Source organism: Sulfuracidifex metallicus DSM 6482 = JCM 9184, assembly GCA_032834875.1.
GTDB lineage: Archaea > Thermoproteota > Thermoprotei_A > Sulfolobales > Sulfolobaceae > Sulfuracidifex > Sulfuracidifex metallicus.
Genome location: CP135238.1, coordinates 634,659 through 652,057, shown reverse-complemented (window position 1 = coordinate 652,057; position 17,399 = coordinate 634,659). Strand labels below are relative to the sequence as shown.

Genomic DNA, 17,399 nt, shown 5'->3' with positions numbered 1-17,399 from the left:
CCGACTATTCTAAAAATCTTTTTATCTGTCTATTCCTATTTATTAATGATTAGCAATGTCATTACGTTTACCATGTGAGTTCTCAGTGAAGGAAATACTTCCAGCCATAAGGTCCCTCATGGCCGAGAAGCTAATAAAGGACTGCAATGTCTCTGAATATAGAACTGCCTCACTTTTGGGCGTAACGCCAGCTGCCGTTTCAAATTACATGAAAAGTAAGAGGGGCAGTTCCATGAAGAAGATATTGCAGTCTGATCCAGAGTTTATGAGCTTAGTCACTAACTTAAGTGAGTCTCTTTCGACTTCTGGAAAAGGCAACCTTTCAGCCATATATTGTATTCTGTGTTCCAACAGCAAGAGGGTGCTTAGTCGTAATGGTTATACCTTAAGTTCATGTGCTTATGAAAACGCTGAAAAGAGTTAACGAGTAGCCTTCTTTTTGAGTAGAATCTCTGGTAATGCCTTAATCTTAATCTTGACTGCGATTATGCCCCACCTTCTGATTGGTATGTTTATTCTATCGTAATCAATGTTAAGTCTCTCAAGAGGGTCACCATTAACATTGGTTATGTAAGCTTCCATAATTCTGCCTGCAATGAAGAAAGTCGCTATAATGGGTTTATTGGAGAAATTTTCTAAAATCATCCATAATGATTCGTTATTGTATTCCATTTTAAGCGGGACAACACATGAAGGCTGTAGTCTATAAATCGATATGGGAAATCTATACTTGCAATCTATCTCCATTGTTTGATTTACTAAATCCCATGTTCTCATTACTGGTTTAGCTTGAAGCCAATCCTTGGTTTCAATTATATTAAGGTTATCACCGGTCACCTTCAGGTGCCCTTCATTAAAGGAAATCTCTGCCGGTTTAGAGCTAACTATAGTTGTGGACATAATCGAAGATAGAGATACGAAATGACTCGTAGCCTTGAAGTTCTGTCCTTGCACTTCCTCAACGAAGAAAGGGTTCATGAAATATATCCTAGGATTGAGCATGTTTACCTCTAGTTCGATTTCCCTTTTCTCCTGTTCCTTTGTCTTACCTTTATCTGATATTTCCCCTGGAGACATCCCTTCTCTCTCCCAAGGCGATGGATTAAATAGGGAGCACCCTTCATCACATTTTATTAAAAACCTTATCATTTCTGCAATTGAATTTAAATCAATTCTTGGTAACTGCCAAGGTATGCTTCTTTTGTGCAACGGGGTCATAACTATCAGTCTTCCGTTGCCAGATTTGACGTAGCTTCCATCAGGACCGTATATTGTGGCATCCTTATCCCACGATATTTCCCTTATTCCATTTAGGTTCAGGAGTTGAGGAAGCTGCTCCATGTCAAGATCTTCATCCCTTACGCTATCAGGGAGACTTTCTACCTTAAAGAAATCCATCATGAAAATCTACCAAAAGTCCGACAAATGCCTTCTCTTCATCACTCTGGACCGGGGGTAATTCTTCATCGAAGTAAATTATCTACTTCCTTTCTTATTAATTCTGCTACAAGCTTTCCTTCTGCCTTACCCCTCACTCTTCCCATCACTCTAGCCATTAAGATATTAAACGCCTTATCCCTCCTTTTAAGTAGCTCCTCTTTGTTCTTCTCTATTTCTTCTCTTATTATTGTAACTAATGTATCTTCGGAGATTGAGTGGAAATTAGAGATTATTTCTTCTAGGCTAATCCTCTTTTTACCGTTTTCCGTACTAAACTCTATCAGTATATCAGCCACAGAGTCTTTGTTAATCTTACCCTCTGATATTTCCTTTACTAAGGTCTCGATTACATTTTCATCTATCAAGTTTAAGTTACCGCCCTTGCTTTTGACGTATTTTAGAGTGTTTTCTAACAACGTAGCGATAAACACTGGACTTACATTTTTATATTTTTCAGTTAGATACTCGAACGTATCTATTCTAGGGCTTCTTAAGATTAAGTTAGCTAGCTCTTCGTTGAGCCCCATCTCTATGAAGTGTTTAAGTTTAACTTCGGGAGACTGCGGAACGTAAGCTTTAGCTTCCTCTATTAGTTCAAAGGAACTTATTGGCGGTATATCAGTTTCTGGATACATCCTGGCTGATCCTGGCTGAGGTCTAAGAAACCTCGTAGTACCATCGTCCTCAGCACCTCTGGTTTCTTTGGGAACTCCCGTAAGAGCTTGTATCAGTCTATCCTTTATGATCTGCGCTGCAATATTTAGCTTCTCTTGATCTCCAACCAAAATTATGAAGCCATCTCCCTGTTTCACTTCCAAGGTTTCCTTTACTTTGTTCACTTCATCTAAAGTTATACCGTAATTTGGCAACTCGTCCGAGTGGAACAGACCTCCCAATCCAGCCAGAACTCTAACGTAATCTGCAACCTCGGTCCCGAACCTTCTGCCCAGCATTACTTCCCTTCCCATTATTCCTGACATTTTAGGTAACTTGATTCCTATTACTTTTCCATTTGAAGATAAGCCAGCCTTAATTATCTTACTGCCCGTTTCAGTGAAGATGGAAGTTAGATCTATTACTTTTAAATTCCTTAAGACCTCCTCTGTTACTCCTCTAGACTTTAGCTCATCCCTTATCTCTAGAAGGGTTTTTTGTCTTCTTATCTCGTTTTCTATTATTGTGGAGATCAACTCAAGTCTTTGTACTCCCTTTATCTCAACTTTAGTTCCGCCACTAATTGATACGTTGAGGTCTTGCCTTATTGTTCCTAGACCTCTCTTTACCCTTCCAGTCATCCTCAAAAGTTGTCCAATTTCTAATGCAACCCTTTCTGCTTGTTCTGGACTCTTTATATCAGGTGCTGTAGATATTTCTATTAAAGGGAAACCTAGTCTATCTAAATTATATATTATTTCCTCTTTTTTGTCTTCAACTTTCCTTGCAGCATCCTCCTCTACAGCAATGGTTTGAATTCCCACTTTTCCTTCCTTATCCTCGATGAATCCTCCTAAGGAAACTATTGCAGTTCTTTGGAAGCCTGAAGTATTGGAACCGTCTATCACTATCTTTCTCATTACATATATTTCGTCTATGGGAGTAGAGTTGAGAGCTAATGCCATTCCTAGGGCTATTTTTATAGCCTCTCTATCCATTTCGTGGGGAGGCTCTTCGTCGCATTCAACCAGACAGGAGGATCTATCGGGAGCTAAGTAAAGGTAACTTTTCCCCTTCTTCCACTCGAAAAGTGCCGCTACGTCTACATCTCCCATTTCGCTAGTTACTGGTCTAAGTTTCCTGGTCAGTGTAACTTTATAGCTATCATCGAGGACAGAAGGACAATCGCAAAATAGTTTCTTGTGAGTTTCCAATTGTTGGTGTATCTCTAATCCTATCTTTACACCTAGATCACTCATGATACCACCTTGGGAATAGCTGTTCTGAATGTCTAAAGTTGAATTCTCCAGCTAGGTTCTTAAGCATCATTTTCCTCACCTCCTCAACGTCATTTGTGTGAGCTAGAATCCACATTAACTTAACTAACGCTGTCTCAGGAAGCAAGTCACCTAGGGGAACTACTCCAGCATTTTGCAACTTTCTGCCGGTTGTATATACGTTCATGTTAACCCTTCCAAAAAGGCACTGAGACGTCATTCCTATGAATATTCCATCTTTAGTCATAGATCTAAAGTAAGGTTCAAACTCCTCCGAAGTGTGCCCAAGACCAGTCCCAGCTATTATTATTCCTTTTACTTTGTCGCGTATTGTCTCCAGAAATGATGGATCCATCCCTGGATAATAATAGAGCAAGAAAACTCTAGTGTCGAATTTAGAGTCTAACGTATTGTGATTTCCTCTCGGTCTGAAGTCGTTTCTCATCATCACTATCTCGTTATTCTTCCATTTTACTTTGGCTAATGGGATGTCGTTTATAGATTGAAAAGCGTCCCTTCTGCTTGTGTGCATTTTTCTTGTTTTAACCGCCCTGTGAGCCAAGGTGTAAGTGTCTGAGCTTTCTCCGTGCATAAGTACTGATACTTCAGCGAAGGGCGATTTCTTAGCCAATAATACAGAAGAATAAAGGTTAATGGGAGAGTCACTGCTTGGTCTGTCGCTGCTTCTTTGTGAGCCTACCATAATCACTGGTCCGGTCATTTGTGAGAACGAGAATGCCAAGGCGCTTGCAGTGTAAGTCATGGTATCAGTTCCATGTGCTATCACAACTCCCTTAGATCCCTCATCTAGGGCTCTCTTAGTTTCCTCTGCAATTTTAGTCCAATATTCAGGTTTCATATTCTCGCTAAGAATGGAGAACAAAACCTCAGCGTCTATGTCCGCTATTTCCCTTATTTGAGGAAGGTATTCCAAAATGTCCTCTGTGGTAAGTGCAGGTTTAACTGCACCAGTCTCATACTCTATCTTGGAAACTATCGTACCTCCAGTGCTTATGATCTTTACTTCTCCTCGGCTTTTTTCTCCACCTTTCGTTTCCTTGTTTTCAGCAACAGATTTTTTACATACCAAATAAATTTCGTCTCCATCAATTTTAAGTCCTATATTGTATCCGTTATCCATTTTTATAACTAAAATATCATCATATTTGGAGAAACTGGGGAAAAGGATACCTTCAACTTCAAGATTTCCTTTCCTCACTCTTATTTTGTCTCCTATATCTATTCCTTTCGAGACTAGCAAAGAGGCTAGTTTCCCTCTGTAACCTTCTAACACGTTGATAAATAAATAAAAAGGGAGTTAAATCTTTGGTCTTTATGTTTCACGTTTTTCGAATGTTATCTTCTCCTCTTATTTGAATTGGAAGGCTGCTGCCCATTAGCCCTTTTGGAGAACTCCATCTTATTCCTCATCCTGGGCGGTTCCTTATGTTTCTCTTTTGCTTCAACCTTAGGAGTTTGGCTCCTTACCTTACCTGCTTTAGTTAGCGAACCATGAGATGGCATTTAACTTAACACCACTTTTATCTAATCAAAAATTTAAACTTAAAAGTTTTCTAGAGCATAGACCTTTATGAAAGTTTACTTAGTCGAACATGCTATAGGGTCCTTTGCCTTTGATGAAAATGGAGAGCTTAAGGATTTCGTCGTCAACGGTAAAGACGTAGGAAAGATAGTTTCTATATTGACGGAAAACGAAAAGGGAGTTCCATTTCCTTCAGCAGTGGAACTTTTAAAGAAACTTAACCCATCAGAAGTTGTAGTTGAAAACGAATCAGAAGTACCTCAACTTCAGGCTATGGGCTATAAAGCTACGTTTAAGCCACACCATTTAGGTGCAAGGACTTTCAGGGAATCCATGGTTAAATATGCTTTAGAATCCAAATTTGCTGAGAAAGAGGAAGAAGTTTACTCATTTCTGTACCAACTTTCAATGGAATATACTAGAAGCAAGCTTAGGGGGGCTTCGCAGAGAAGGGATCTTCTTGCAATACAAGCGATTAGGGCAATAGACGACATAGATAAAACGATCAATTTATTCTCAGAGAGGCTTAGGGAATGGTATAGTCTTCACTTCCCAGAATTAGATAGGCTAATAGAGGATCATTTACAGTATGCTAGAATTATCTCCTACTTTGGTTATAGAGACAATATAGCGTTAGAAGGATTAAAAGAAATAGGATTCACTGATAATAAGGCCTCCAAGATATATGATGCTGCAAAGAAGAGCATTGGTGCTGATATATCTGATGATGATTTGAAAGCAGTAAGGATGCTCTCCGATAATATTCTCGAGAAGTATAAGATAAGGGACAACCTTACCAATTATTTAGAAGAAGTTATGAGGGAAGTTGCACCTAACGTAACAGCGCTGGTGGGCGCTTCTCTAGGTGCACGTCTTCTTAGCATAGCTGGCAGTCTTCAAGATCTAGCAAAGATGCCCGCCAGTACTATACAAGTTTTAGGTGCTGAGAAGGCCCTATTTAGAGCTTTAAGGAGCGGCAGTAGGCCACCTAAACATGGAGTTATATTCCAATATCAAAGTATACATATGTCTCCTAGATGGCAGAGAGGAAAAATTGCGAGAGCCTTGGCTGCTAAATTGGCAATAGCGTCTAGGATAGATGCATTTAGCGGAAGATATGTAGGAGATCAGCTGGTAGAATCCTTGAACAAAAGGATAGAGGAAATAAAGACCAAGTACGCTCAACCTCCTGCTAGACCAGCAAAGGAAGATAGGGGTGAGCCCCGTGAAGAGAGAAGGGAAGAACGAAGAGGAGGTGGATCCAAAGGAAAGTGGAGAAATAAAAAGGGAAAGAACAAAGGAAAAGGTAATAGAGGAAACAGAAGAAATAGGTGAAATGAATGTCTGAAGTAATGGAAGTGAAAGAAACTAAAATGGAAAACGTCTTTGAGTGTCTATTTAGTGATGGAGCTGAAAGGCTATGCACTAAGAACATGGCAGTAGGTTCTAACGTTTACGGAGAAAGGTTAGTCAAGTATCAAGGAGTAGAATACAGAGAATGGAACGCTTATCGTAGTAAGCTAGCCGGAGCAATAATGAAAGGATTAAAGGAAAATCCAGTTAAACGCGGGGTTAAAGTTCTCTATCTGGGGGCAGCTTCAGGAACTACGCCAAGTCACATTTCAGATATTATTGAAGAAAAAGGTAAGGTATACAGTGTTGAATTTTCCGCTAGAGTAGTAAGGGAGTTAATACTTGTAGCTCAAAAAAGACCCAATATGTTCCCTATATTAGCGGATGCTAGATTCCCACAAAACTATAGGAGCCTAGTAGAGGACGCCGATGTATTATATGTAGATATAGCACAGCCTAATCAGACTGACATTGCAATATATAATGCAGAGTTCTTCCTAAAACATGGAGGCTATATGCTTCTTGCTATAAAGGCTAGAAGCATTGACGTTACTAAAGACCCTAAGGAAATTTATAAATCAGAACTGGAGAAGATCGAGAAGGCAGGTTTCGTCGCTGATCAAGTAATTAACCTAGATCCATACGATAAGGATCACTCCATGTTTATAGCAAAATATGAGAGATGAAATTTGATAGATAAGATATTTGATTTAGGTTTTAAAGATGTTTTTAGCTCTCTTCCGAAAGAATTTGTTACGATAAATGATGCATTAAAAGGGAAAAACACCATAAAGCTGGCTAACGGTATAACTCATCAGATGAAATCGGAAGAGATAGAAAAATTATCCTCTAATATACCAATTTACATGTGGTCTATGGTAAAAATACCTTTTATAATAATTAAAACAATGAATGTTGGCGAATATTTAATTTCAGGCTCCGAGTGGGAGAAACGTGGAATATCGACCCTCATTGGAAGGGAAAGCGACTCATTAACCACGGTAGATGTAGAAGAACTTATTAAGAAGTATAGATCTATAATATTTATAAGTTTAACTAGCTCATTTATGCAACTAGACGAGTAAAAGCGTGATAGCCTTGGCGTTTGAGCTGGATGAAATATTAAGACTGTTATCATTAAGGGACTATAAATTCAGCGTTATAACCTATCCCGATACGAACAGAAGGTCAATAGACATTATAGTGGAAGGATATAAACAGAGAAGATTTCTCATAAGGGTTCCCACAGAAAGGGTAGGTAAAGATGAGATAAAAGATCTAAAAAAGATCGCATCCGCGACCGAGTCTGCTGCGTTAGTTGTAACAGAAGACGCCGAGGAGGACATAGTTAACAGGATTGACAAAGTCTACGGGGTATCCCCCTATGCTCTAGAGAGGGCTTTAGATGGAGATAAACTTTATATTTACAAAACAAGGGGAGGTATTTTTATTAAAATAAAACATGAAATATTAAAAGAGAAAAGGGAGGAAATGGGACTTAGTATAGGAGAGTTAGCTAAATCGTTAGGAGTTTCCAGGCAGGCAATTTATGACTATGAGAAAGGTGATTCAGACGTAACTGTAGAGGTTGCAGAGAAGTTACTTGAGATTTTCGGCGAAGATATAATAGGTAATGTATTTGATGACACGTGTAGCCAAGATGTTATCGAAGAAGATATAGGTTCCCATGATAATACTAAGGCTAAAATTTCCGCTTCCCTCAAGAAAAAGGGTTTTAATGTTGTAAATCTAAAGCTAGCTCCTGCAGATATTATTGCTACAACCGAGAAAAGGAGATTAGTGATATCTATTGAGCCTAAGGACAGTAACAAGGCGTTTAAGAAATTTTACGATGCTAAGAAACTTACGTTACATATGAACGGTGATTTAGTGATTGTAGCTAGAACCAACAAGGTATCAAATGAGAGCAAAACAGAAGGATTCAAAACCACGTCTAACCTAGAGTTAGCCGATGTCTTGAATGATGAAGAAGGCTAAGGTAGTTGAGGGTAAAGCTACATTTTACATACCAGATCCTCAAGACTACATCAAAGACGGTAAGTTTGACCCGGCATGGTTACCAGTATTTTATAATCCTAGAATGAAAATTAATAGAGATATAAGCGTAGAGCTGGCCAAAGTTATATCACCTAAAATTGTAATAGATGCCTTCTCAGCCTCTGGAGTTAGGGGGATAAGGTATGCTCTAGAGGCCGGTGTATCCCATGTTATATTTAATGATGTTGATAAAAATGCAATATCATTAATTGAGGAAAACATTAAGCTAAATTCTATTCAGTCTTTCGAAATATATAATATGGACGCCAACGCTCTTTTAAATAGTAAGAGAGGCTTCTTTGTAGATATAGATCCTTTCGGTTCTCCTTCCCCATTTATCCTTTCAGCTGTAAGGTCTGTTGGAAGAAGGGGAGTAATTGGATTTACCGCAACTGACTTGTCCCCGCTGGAGGGAAGCTCACCTAGATCATGCAGAAGAAAGTACGGAGCAATTAATAATAGGAAGCTTTCTTTTTCAAAGGAAGTTGGAGTAAGAATATTATTGGGAAGAATAGCTAGCGAAGCGTCAGTGGAAGAGAAGGGAATATTTCCTATCATGAGTTTCTATTACGGTCATTTTTTCAGAGTCTTTATAAGGGTCGAGGAAGGGGCAACTAAGGCAGACTCCTCACTTGAGAACTTAGGTTTAGTCGCAGAATGCCCAAAATGCGGTTTTCATAAGTTCTCCAATGATTCATGTGATCTACGTAAGTGTGAAATTTGCGGTTCAGAAATGACAGTTGCCGGTCCACTTTGGCTGGGCAGTTTATATGAAAGCGAAGTCTTAACCTCAATGAACTCAGAAGGGGAAGCGGGTAAATTATTGAATAAGATAAAACAAGAAATCTCAGCTCCGGCTTTCTATTACTCATTGGATAAATTCTCCTCTATGCTGAATCTTCCTGCAGTTCCTTCAACCAAGGATATAGTAGAATGCACTTCAGGTTTTTATACGCATTTCGATCCTAAAGGAGTAAAAACAAATATGGACTATTCAGAGGTCATAAAATGTATGAAGAATTCAATAAAAAATTGAGCTAAAAGAAGAGGACCTTTATGAGGCTCCTCCTACTCCGTCTAATATCCAAAAAGATAGCTTGTTACAAGTGGACGGAGAAATATGAGTACCATCTCCACATTTAGAGAGAATATTACACGTCATACACGGTATTTGGTTTACCGCTTTAAGCTCGACGTAAAGAGCCACATCGGAAGACTTCAAGGGAAAGAGCTTTATTACGTTTTTGCCGTTCTCCTTTATTGCCTTCTTTGCTACGATCTTTCTCTCTATTAACTTCTTGACTATTACTGCCACATCCCTTACTGGTATCCCGACAGCTCTAGCAAGCTCTTGCTGAGAAATTCCTTTCTCTCCAGTTTCTCTTATCTTTGTTTTTACAAGCTCTTCATAATCTGAGAAATCTGATCCCATGTTAAACTCACTCATGCCCAAAACTATTATTTGTCAATTCTAGCTTATTTACTTTTGCTCGATATGAGAATCTTTTTAACGGTTTTTTATATCTTGACTTCAATGTCGAAAGCGCCTACGATATCTTTATATCTGTTCCTAATAGTTACTTCAGTTATCTTTAAGGCATCTGCTATTTCTTTTTGAGTCTTTTTCTTGTCCATTAATGTACTTATGAGGTAAACTGCTGCAGCACTTAAAGCTAAATAACCTTTTCCACTACTCATTCCATCCTCGTACATTCTTTCCACCAACTGTGACGCCTTTGTGGCTACGGTTTGTGGAAGGTTAAGAGAAGTGTTTACCATTGGAATATACTCGTTAGGTTTAATCTTAGACTTAAGATCTGGCGAGATTTGTTTTATTGACTGAACTTTTTTAATCGCTTTCCAGAACTCATTTCTTTCAAGTGAAAACTTATCTTTGAACTCTTGATGGTGTCTGGGGATTTGATTTATTTTACATGCTTGATATAACGAAGCTGCAACCAACGTATTCTTGTCTACTCTGTTAGCTGCCTTAGTAGCAACCAATTTTCTCAGTATAGTAGAGGCAGTATTTTTAACGTAGTCAGGAAGTCCCATCTTGGCGCTCTGATCATTTAGTATGGACAGTAGCGTAACTAACTTTTTATCGTTATTAGAGACTCTGGTCTTTTCATGTATTCTTTTAAGTTTCATTGAAATGTATCTATTTTTTGATGATACGTCTAAACGAGTTGTAAGCCCACGGTCATGTATACTGTCGGACAAAGGAGCTCCTATTCTTTCCTTGTTTAAACGGTCTCTTTGCGTGTATGCTCTCCATTCCGGTCCGGTATCAATTAGTTGTTCTTCATCAACATAACCACAGCTAGTACAGACTCGTTGATTAGTTGTAGGATCGTTTATCAAAGTATCTTCTCCGCATTCTGGGCACTTCATTTACCTCTCACCATAAAAGGTAATTCAACGTATATCTTCTTTCCATTCAAGTCTATATTATTGGTAAGCATTACCAAAGCGTAAGGGTCGCTAACGTTTCCTAAGACGTCCAGAACTTTACCTATTCTATCTCCCTTCTCTGTAACAATTACTTTTCCAATCATATTTAGTCTAGTATAATCGTAATTATTTTTGAGCCTTATTAGTATTTTATTTTTGTCCAATGCCTTATGAATTCCGTTAGTTTCTATAAGCTTTTGGCGTGTCATATTATATCTTAAGCCATTATGACGTTTATATATATACAAAATAATACTCCCAATAACCTAGGACGGCATTCAATCGTAAATGAGGAAATAGCTCTAGAAACTTTAGACAAGGAAGAAAAGAATTATTAGCTATTGCCATTTTTAAACGTTCTAACCTCATCACTTTTTTAGTTCAATTAAAGATTAAACCCTCTATATAAGGCAGAAGAATCACATTTTAGAGAAATAGCTATTTATACAAAGAAGTATAATTATGTCGCATAACATGTCTTCACTTCCGAGGGCTGAAGAGGACGAGATTTCCCTCAAAAGGTCGCAGCTTAGAGAGGAAATAGCAAAGCTAAAGGAGGAAAGGATAAAACTGATAAATAAGTTCGATTCGTTAAGGAGCAGAAGAGCAGAATTAATAGAGAAAGTTAAGCAGCTGCGTACCCAGATAGATACAGTAAGGGGGGAATTCAAGGTAAAACTTGATCAGCTAAATAAATTAAAAGAAAGAAAAGATTCTCTTTTTAAGGAAATACAGGAAATGAGAAAGCAATTAGATGAGGCTAGGAAATCAACTGCACAACAGCAGCCTGGTCTAAGGCCAGATGTTCTTAGAAGAAGAATAAAGGAATTGGAATGGAGAGTAGAGACATCTTCTCTACCTTTAGAGGAAGAGAAAAAGATCATTCAAAAGATTGCAGAACTGGAGAAGAAGCTTGCAGAGGTAAAGAAAACGGTGAAAGTTAAGGAGAGAGGAAACGTTAGCAGGGCAGAATATTTGGCTAAGAAGGTTGAGCTATCATCTATAAAGGAAGAAGTATCTAAAGTTGTAGCAGAGCTAGACGAAAAGAAGAAAATTTTAACCTCATTAAAAGAGGAACGTGATAAATTATCAAAGGAAATAGATAACATAAACAAGGAAATGGACGAACTTTCTAAGTCGATAGATCAAATAAAGCAACAATTAAATGAAAAGTATAACGAGCTGAGCTCTTATGATGACAAAACTAGACGTATTGCAGAGCAGTCAAGGCAGGAATCAATGCAGAGAATAGGTGAGAATGAAAAGGAGATCCTAGAGAAGAAGAGAAAGGATGTAGAAGAGAAACTGAAACAAAAGAAGAGGCTTACATTCGAGGAACTTTATATACTTTATGGTGATGTAGATAGGAACAATGGCAAGAACAATAGTAATCTACATTGACATTGACGATGATCTTGGAGAAATAGGTATAGAGACCCCTGTAATAGGGGAAGAGGCTGTCAGAAAAGCTATAGATACAGCCTCTGAATATATGGTTTATGATTCAGATTTCAACTCTATGGTCGCCGCTTTTAACACTTACAAGCGTCTAAAGAGAGAAGGAGAGGATGTCGAGATAGTTTTCATAGCCGGTTCAAATAAGAGCGAATTAGAGGCACAGCTGGCTTTTTCTTCAAAGATAGACGATGTTATAGAGAAGTTGCATCCAGACCAGGCCATTGTTGTATACGACAGTCCAGAAGATGCTAAGGCTATTCCAATTGTTCAATCTAGAATAAAGATCTCTGCAATAGAGCAAGTGATAGTAGAGCAACACAGAGGAGTGGAGGAGACTTACATGCTAATAGGACGTTACCTGAAGAGGGCGTTTTCTGAGGAGAAATTCTCAAGGATATTTTTAGGTGTTCCTGGGCTAATATTCGTTTTAGTAGGAATTTTCTCATTGCTGGACCTTTCTTACTATATTGGTCCAGTTATATTGGCCACAATAGGCGTGGCTATGATAATAAGAGGGCTAAGGATAGATGAGCAATTAGAGAAATGGTGGGAGAACTCAGTTATAATGGTTATTACGTCCGTGATCTCTATTATATCAGTCATAATAGGGATAGTGAGCTTAGATCTAGAGCTCCAATCCATTAGAATAATGACTTTGAGTCAAGGGATTTACATAGTTTTAGGTACATTGCTTCCTTACTTTACGTTTTCTATAGTTGTCTTATTTAGCGGCAAGGCAATATCCAAGGCCGTATACAGAGATATTAGAATATGGCATGACTTAATTAAGGTAGTTTCTACAATATTTTTATATTATGTAATTTTTGATTTTCTTAATGAGATAATAAGAAATCAATTCCTAGGTGGAGAAGCCCTATTTACGTTAGCACTATCGTCAGCAGTAATAATATCCTCTTATATAGCATTAAGTTTCGTAGAGAAATCCAAATTTACTAAAACAGGCTAAATGAAATGAATTATTTGTATTTTATAGATGGCAATTTTTAAATTTTGTTTAAATTATGTGACACATGTTATGTATCTTATGATTTGAAAAGAAATAACAATAAAAAGAACGAAAGGAAGAAATAGTTTTGAGGAAAAATAATAACTAGTTATTTCTTTACATAAGAGATTATTTATTGCCGAGTAATTTCTCCTTTATCTCTAAAGGAACGTCGTCAACTTTTATAACACTAGCTCCTCTAGGCGGCTTCTCCTTCTTTATGCCTGCTATAACATATCTGTCAGGGGAGTTATAATCTTTAGCCTTGAAAGATCTAGCTTTTACGTAGAACTTCTCTTCTTTCTTTTCATTTAGAGATCTTTTAACCTCTATGTAAACGTATTTGTCGTGCTTTAGCATAATGACCAATTTTATCATGGAAAGCCCATTTTAATTTTTATGTATCTCCTAATAGATGCAGGTGGAACGTCAACTAAGGGATTCCTCTATGATGGTAAGAAGGTCGTATCTACTTACAGAGGTCCCCCGGGTAGCGTTGCAACCGTAGGTTTTGAACGTTCTGTGAAGGCAATAGAGCAAGTTGTACATTTTTATAAAGCTAGATTTGACGGTATTTCTATAGCCTTAGCTGGTACCGATGTTCACGATAATTTGGAAACTGCAAGAAATCTTATATATAATAGAATAGGAAAGTTCGCCCCTAAGGTGAAGATAGAGCATGATGCCCACGTTGTCCTCCTTTCGAACGCTGAAGAGGGCTGTTCAATGATAGCCGGTACTGGAAGCATTATTTATTGTTTTGATGGGAAGAGGAGAATAATTAAAGGTGATAGAGGCTGGTTAGTAGGTGATCCCTGCTCTGGCTTTTGGTTCGGCAGGGAATATTTGAAGGCGGTTTTAGAGGAGTTTCAGGGGCTAAAAAGAATCAGTTGCATGTTAAAGTCTTCCGGCTTTAAGGAAGAGGACGAGTTGGTAAAATTTCTTTATCAAAATTCATGTAACCAAGAGAAAATTGCTTCGTTTTCATCTAAACTATTTTCCTGTGTAACTATGGATCCAGACGCTAGATCAATTTTACAGAAAGGTCTTAGAGACATATGGAGGATAATTATATTAGCTACAAGGACTTCAAATCAAAATTCATTATATTATTTTGGAGGCCTATTTAACTCTGATATCTTTGAGAATTCATTCTTAAATTTTGTTTTTCATATGAAAGAAAGATATAAAATAGATTTAAACGTTAAGAAAAGCAATGATATAATTAATGGTCTTATGAGACTTTTAGAGTTCTAGTTCCTCCTCTTCTTCAACTGCGCTTATGCATTCAAGCTCATTTAATTTCTCAAAGATTTTCCTTACTGCCTTGTACACTTCATCTTCCCTTTTTGCCCCAGTAATTACCATCTTTCCACTGCTAAATATTAATAGAACTACCTTAGGTTCATCCATCCTGAATATCAAACCAGGGAACTGCTCTGGTTCGTACATGTTGTTTTCAAGTAAGAACGCAGCCTTGTCCAAGTTGACGTGGACATGTAAGTTAGCTGAAGCCACAATATTCTGAATTTGTATCTTAGGCTTCCCTAATATCCTTATGCTATATCTCCTTAGGGTTTTAATTATCCTTTTAACTGCCTTAATTAGCTCGTCTGTGCTTTTAGCTCCAGTGACGACCATTTTTCCAGATTTGAATATAAGCGATGTTACTTTGGGTTGTTCTAGTCTAAATATTAAACCAGGAAATTGATCAGGGTCATATTCTATGTTGGGTATGCTTCTCTCCATAGCATAAAGATCCAAGTTCTGATCCAAGGTAACGGTAGCAACTATATTTTCTATGTTTATTACAGCTTTGTACTGGATGTTTGAGTCTGCTATTATAACCACCTTTTTATATATTGTGCATAGACCTTTATAAACCCCTATTTAAATAATGATCTTCCTTAAAAGCTTCAATTCAGGGAACTCCATGATCCCTTCACCTTCCACTATTACGTATGGCTTTGCGTTTTCTAGAGATCCATAGTTTCTTATTAGTGGGCTCATATAGTTTGAGTGAAACATCGTAACGTCATTTCCAGCTTGATATGTTCCTACCGGAGGTAAAACTATTATCTTTGATGAGGAATCTCTTACGGGAATACTTAAAAAGACTTGGAATCTCTTTACATATCCTATTCTGTCCCTTATGGAAAGCCTCGGGTGTTCATGACCTAAAATGAAAGTTTTATCATCCTTTTTCTCAATGGTTTTATGACCATGCGTTATCATGAAGTTGTCCACTTCCATAGAATCCATAAGTTCCACGTTATCGAACTTCTCAACGACTAGGGAAATGTAGTTATCATGATTACCCTTTATTACCTTCACCTCTATTCCATCTTCCCTAGTTCGTGAAAGTATTTCCGACAGTTCGTCCTTTTCTTGTTTTGTGAGCTTTTCAAATGTGTGTTTAAAGTCGCCGTTAATTATTAACTTTTTAAAATTGAAGGTAGATAGTGATTTCTCATAGACCGAGAGGAATCGCTTCTTCTGTACATTAGGTATATATATACCCCTCTTAGCCATGTCTTGTTCATAACCTATGTGAATGTCTGACATTACTATTCCATCTAATCTCTTTAGGTAAAGTACAGGAAGATCTCCATCTATGAAAACGGAGTCAGATATGGCTATCATATAAAACAACCTTTAGAGAGGCTGGTTGTATTACACATATGGGAGAACTTTACTTTATAGGTATGGGTCTCTCAAGGTCTCTAATGACTGAGGGAGCAAAGCATATACTAGCGAACAGCGACATAATAATATACGACACTTATACTTCAGTCTCCTGCGATATCACACCTGATTACATAAAATCAATAACCAGGGGAGAAGTCATTGAAGCTGATAGAAATCTATTGGAGAATAGATCTAATGAAATAATAGCAATGGCAAAGGAAAAAATAGTATCGATAGCCACAATAGGCGATCCTATGATTGCAACTACTCATGTTTCCTTGGCAATTGAAGCTAGAAAGTCAGGTATAAAAGTAAACGTAATTCCAGGGATATCGGTTCACTGCTACCTAATTTCTAAGTCCATGTTATCATCATATAAATTCGGCAAGTCAGTAACATTAGTGTATCCAAGCTATGGGATATTGGACACCGCCCCCTATTATGTTCTGAAGAGCAATAAAGCACAAGGTCTACATACTTTAATCTATCTGGATATTAGGGACGGGAAATTCATGTCTCCAAAGGATGCTGTTTCTTTACTTTTAAAGATGGAAGAAATGAAAAACGAAGGTGTTATAAACGAAAACGACCTAATAATAGTTGGTTCTAGGCTTGGATGTCCAGACGAATCAATTATGTGCATCCAAGTAAAAGACGTAGCTGACCACAATTTCGGAAATCCTCCACACATACTCATATTTCCCTCTAATCTCCATTATATGGAGGCTGATGCTTTGAAATGGATGACGCAGAAGTAAAGTTTAGAGCATCAAAATATATTCAAGGAATGGAAGAAAGATTACAGAAGATAGGTGATCTAGGAAATTTCAACAAGTTGGTAGAGTTAGCTAGGCAGTACACAGAGGACGCGGAATACTATCTAGAGAAGGGCGACCTTGTTACCTCTTTAGTTGATGTAGTTTACGCAGAGGGCTTGTTGGATTCTATAAATTTCCTTACTGCGAAGGAAGAGTCTCAAGTATCGAAAAAAGTTTTTGTTGGTGGAACCTTTGATTTGATCCATCCAGGTCATATAGAATTTCTAAAGGAGGCATCTAGGTATGGCAGGGTTTTCGTATCGGTTGCTAGAGACGAAAATTCGGAGAAGGCAAAGGGCAGAAGACCTATAAACGATGAAAATATCAGACTTGAAGTTGTAAAAGGCATAAGATACGTTCACGATGCCTTTTTAGGCGATAGTAAGGATTTCCTCAAGAGCGTTGAGAAAATTAAGCCTGACATAGTTTTCTTGGGTCCAGATCAGAAGGTCAATGAGGAGGACTTGAAGAGAGCCCTAAAGGAAAGGGGACTTGATGTAGAAGTGATCAGAATGAAGGAGAGAATAAATAAATGGAATCATTCTAGCTCCAGTCAGATAATAAGGGAAATAATTTCCCGTTATTGTGATAATCAAGGCAATCAAAAGGAGACTAATAAGGAAGGAAAATCTTGAGAAACTATTCGCTAT

The 17,399-nt window shown here is 37.8% G+C and carries 21 protein-coding genes; 11 read left to right on the top strand and 10 right to left on the bottom strand.

Going from position 1 to position 17,399, the window contains the following annotated elements; all coding sequences use genetic code 11:
- Positions 1-55 precede the first annotated feature (55 nt).
- On the top strand, positions 56-424 hold the full coding sequence (locus RQ359_RS03845) for a transcriptional regulator (RefSeq protein ID WP_054837808.1): 369 nt from the start codon (positions 56-58) through the stop codon (positions 422-424).
- On the opposite strand, the gene RQ359_RS03840 is transcribed toward RQ359_RS03845, so the two are convergent.
- The 4 genes from RQ359_RS03840 to RQ359_RS03825 form a co-directional block, all read right to left on the bottom strand.
- Entirely contained in the window at positions 421-1,401 is a 981-nt protein-coding gene (locus RQ359_RS03840; protein ID WP_054837807.1) for a hypothetical protein, read from the bottom strand. The genes RQ359_RS03845 and RQ359_RS03840 overlap by 4 nt on opposite strands.
- Positions 1,402-1,463: 62 nt before the next feature.
- A complete protein-coding gene (gene gatE / locus RQ359_RS03835; protein WP_156016053.1) occupies positions 1,464-3,353 on the bottom strand; it encodes a Glu-tRNA(Gln) amidotransferase subunit GatE in 1,890 nt (629 codons plus the stop codon).
- Positions 3,346-4,665 carry a Glu-tRNA(Gln) amidotransferase subunit GatD gene (gatD, locus tag RQ359_RS03830; protein ID WP_338116923.1) on the bottom strand — a complete coding sequence of 440 codons (1,320 nt, stop codon included), beginning with the start codon at positions 4,663-4,665 and terminating at the stop codon, positions 3,346-3,348. Before gatD ends, gatE begins: the two co-directional genes overlap by 8 nt.
- Positions 4,666-4,727: 62 nt before the next feature.
- Positions 4,728-4,895, bottom strand: coding sequence for a 30S ribosomal protein S30e (locus tag RQ359_RS03825; RefSeq protein ID WP_054837806.1), 168 nt, complete (start codon positions 4,893-4,895; stop codon positions 4,728-4,730).
- A gap of 67 nt (positions 4,896-4,962) precedes the next feature.
- Between RQ359_RS03825 and RQ359_RS03820 the strand changes: the two genes are divergently transcribed.
- Genes RQ359_RS03820 through RQ359_RS03800 form a run of 5 tightly spaced genes read left to right on the top strand, consistent with a single transcriptional unit; the run spans position 4,963 to position 9,361 of the window.
- The gene (locus tag RQ359_RS03820; RefSeq protein WP_156016054.1) at positions 4,963-6,249 is read left to right on the top strand and encodes a C/D box methylation guide ribonucleoprotein complex aNOP56 subunit; all 1,287 of its coding nucleotides are present in this window, start codon (positions 4,963-4,965) and stop codon (positions 6,247-6,249) included.
- Between the two features lie 5 nt (positions 6,250-6,254).
- Positions 6,255-6,953: a fibrillarin-like rRNA/tRNA 2'-O-methyltransferase gene (locus RQ359_RS03815; protein ID WP_054837805.1), complete on the top strand. Its 699-nt coding sequence runs from the start codon at positions 6,255-6,257 to the stop codon at positions 6,951-6,953.
- Positions 6,954-6,956: 3 nt separating this feature from the next.
- Complete coding sequence (locus RQ359_RS03810) at positions 6,957-7,352, top strand: DUF61 family protein (protein ID WP_054837804.1); 396 nt, start codon at positions 6,957-6,959, stop codon at positions 7,350-7,352.
- 13 nt (positions 7,353-7,365) lie between these two features.
- Positions 7,366-8,265 carry a helix-turn-helix domain-containing protein gene (locus RQ359_RS03805; protein WP_156016055.1) on the top strand — a complete coding sequence of 300 codons (900 nt, stop codon included), beginning with the start codon at positions 7,366-7,368 and terminating at the stop codon, positions 8,263-8,265.
- Positions 8,249-9,361, top strand: a complete 1,113-nt coding sequence (locus RQ359_RS03800) for a tRNA (guanine(10)-N(2))-dimethyltransferase (protein ID WP_240899928.1) — start codon at positions 8,249-8,251, stop codon at positions 9,359-9,361. The genes RQ359_RS03805 and RQ359_RS03800 overlap by 17 nt, the downstream gene beginning before the upstream one ends.
- An 18-nt stretch (positions 9,362-9,379) precedes the next feature.
- Here the strand turns inward: RQ359_RS03800 and RQ359_RS03795 are convergent, their stop codons facing one another.
- The 3 genes from RQ359_RS03795 to RQ359_RS03785 form a co-directional block, all read right to left on the bottom strand.
- On the bottom strand, positions 9,380-9,757 hold the full coding sequence (locus RQ359_RS03795; RefSeq protein WP_054837850.1) for a winged helix-turn-helix transcriptional regulator: 378 nt from the start codon (positions 9,755-9,757) through the stop codon (positions 9,380-9,382).
- 86 nt (positions 9,758-9,843) lie between these two features.
- Positions 9,844-10,719 (bottom strand): transcription initiation factor IIB, encoded by an 876-nt coding sequence (locus RQ359_RS03790; protein WP_156016056.1) that lies wholly within the window; start codon positions 10,717-10,719, stop codon positions 9,844-9,846.
- A complete protein-coding gene (locus RQ359_RS03785; protein ID WP_054837800.1) occupies positions 10,716-10,988 on the bottom strand; it encodes an H/ACA ribonucleoprotein complex subunit GAR1 in 273 nt (90 codons plus the stop codon). The genes RQ359_RS03790 and RQ359_RS03785 overlap by 4 nt, the downstream gene beginning before the upstream one ends.
- A 265-nt stretch (positions 10,989-11,253) precedes the next feature.
- Here RQ359_RS03785 and RQ359_RS03780 point away from each other — a divergent pair, with 265 nt between their 5' ends.
- Both RQ359_RS03780 and RQ359_RS03775 read left to right on the top strand, forming a co-directional pair.
- Positions 11,254-12,180, top strand: a complete 927-nt coding sequence (locus RQ359_RS03780; RefSeq protein ID WP_156016057.1) for a coiled-coil protein — start codon at positions 11,254-11,256, stop codon at positions 12,178-12,180.
- Entirely contained in the window at positions 12,152-13,204 is a 1,053-nt protein-coding gene (locus tag RQ359_RS03775) for a DUF373 family protein (protein ID WP_054837798.1), read from the top strand. The genes RQ359_RS03780 and RQ359_RS03775 overlap by 29 nt, the downstream gene beginning before the upstream one ends.
- A 168-nt stretch (positions 13,205-13,372) precedes the next feature.
- Here the strand turns inward: RQ359_RS03775 and RQ359_RS03770 are convergent, their stop codons facing one another.
- Positions 13,373-13,621, bottom strand: coding sequence for a DUF5622 domain-containing protein (locus RQ359_RS03770; RefSeq protein WP_240899931.1), 249 nt, complete (start codon positions 13,619-13,621; stop codon positions 13,373-13,375).
- 21 nt (positions 13,622-13,642) lie between these two features.
- Between RQ359_RS03770 and RQ359_RS03765 the strand changes: the two genes are divergently transcribed.
- Positions 13,643-14,500 carry an N-acetylglucosamine kinase gene (locus RQ359_RS03765; RefSeq protein WP_156016058.1) on the top strand — a complete coding sequence of 286 codons (858 nt, stop codon included), beginning with the start codon at positions 13,643-13,645 and terminating at the stop codon, positions 14,498-14,500.
- Here RQ359_RS03765 and RQ359_RS03760 read toward each other — a convergent pair.
- Positions 14,489-15,046: a TATA-box-binding protein gene (locus RQ359_RS03760; protein ID WP_277019555.1), complete on the bottom strand. Its 558-nt coding sequence runs from the start codon at positions 15,044-15,046 to the stop codon at positions 14,489-14,491. The two genes, RQ359_RS03765 and RQ359_RS03760, sit on opposite strands and share 12 nt — an antisense overlap.
- Before the next feature lie 87 nt (positions 15,047-15,133).
- The gene (locus tag RQ359_RS03755; protein WP_054837796.1) at positions 15,134-15,886 is read right to left on the bottom strand and encodes a metallophosphoesterase; all 753 of its coding nucleotides are present in this window, start codon (positions 15,884-15,886) and stop codon (positions 15,134-15,136) included.
- Positions 15,887-15,924: 38 nt separating this feature from the next.
- Here RQ359_RS03755 and dph5 point away from each other — a divergent pair, with 38 nt between their 5' ends.
- Both dph5 and RQ359_RS03745 read left to right on the top strand, forming a co-directional pair.
- Complete coding sequence (dph5, locus tag RQ359_RS03750; RefSeq protein ID WP_054837795.1) at positions 15,925-16,689, top strand: diphthine synthase; 765 nt, start codon at positions 15,925-15,927, stop codon at positions 16,687-16,689.
- Positions 16,671-17,384, top strand: coding sequence for a DUF357 domain-containing protein (locus RQ359_RS03745; RefSeq protein ID WP_156016059.1), 714 nt, complete (start codon positions 16,671-16,673; stop codon positions 17,382-17,384). The genes dph5 and RQ359_RS03745 overlap by 19 nt, the downstream gene beginning before the upstream one ends.
- Positions 17,385-17,399 lie beyond the last annotated feature (15 nt).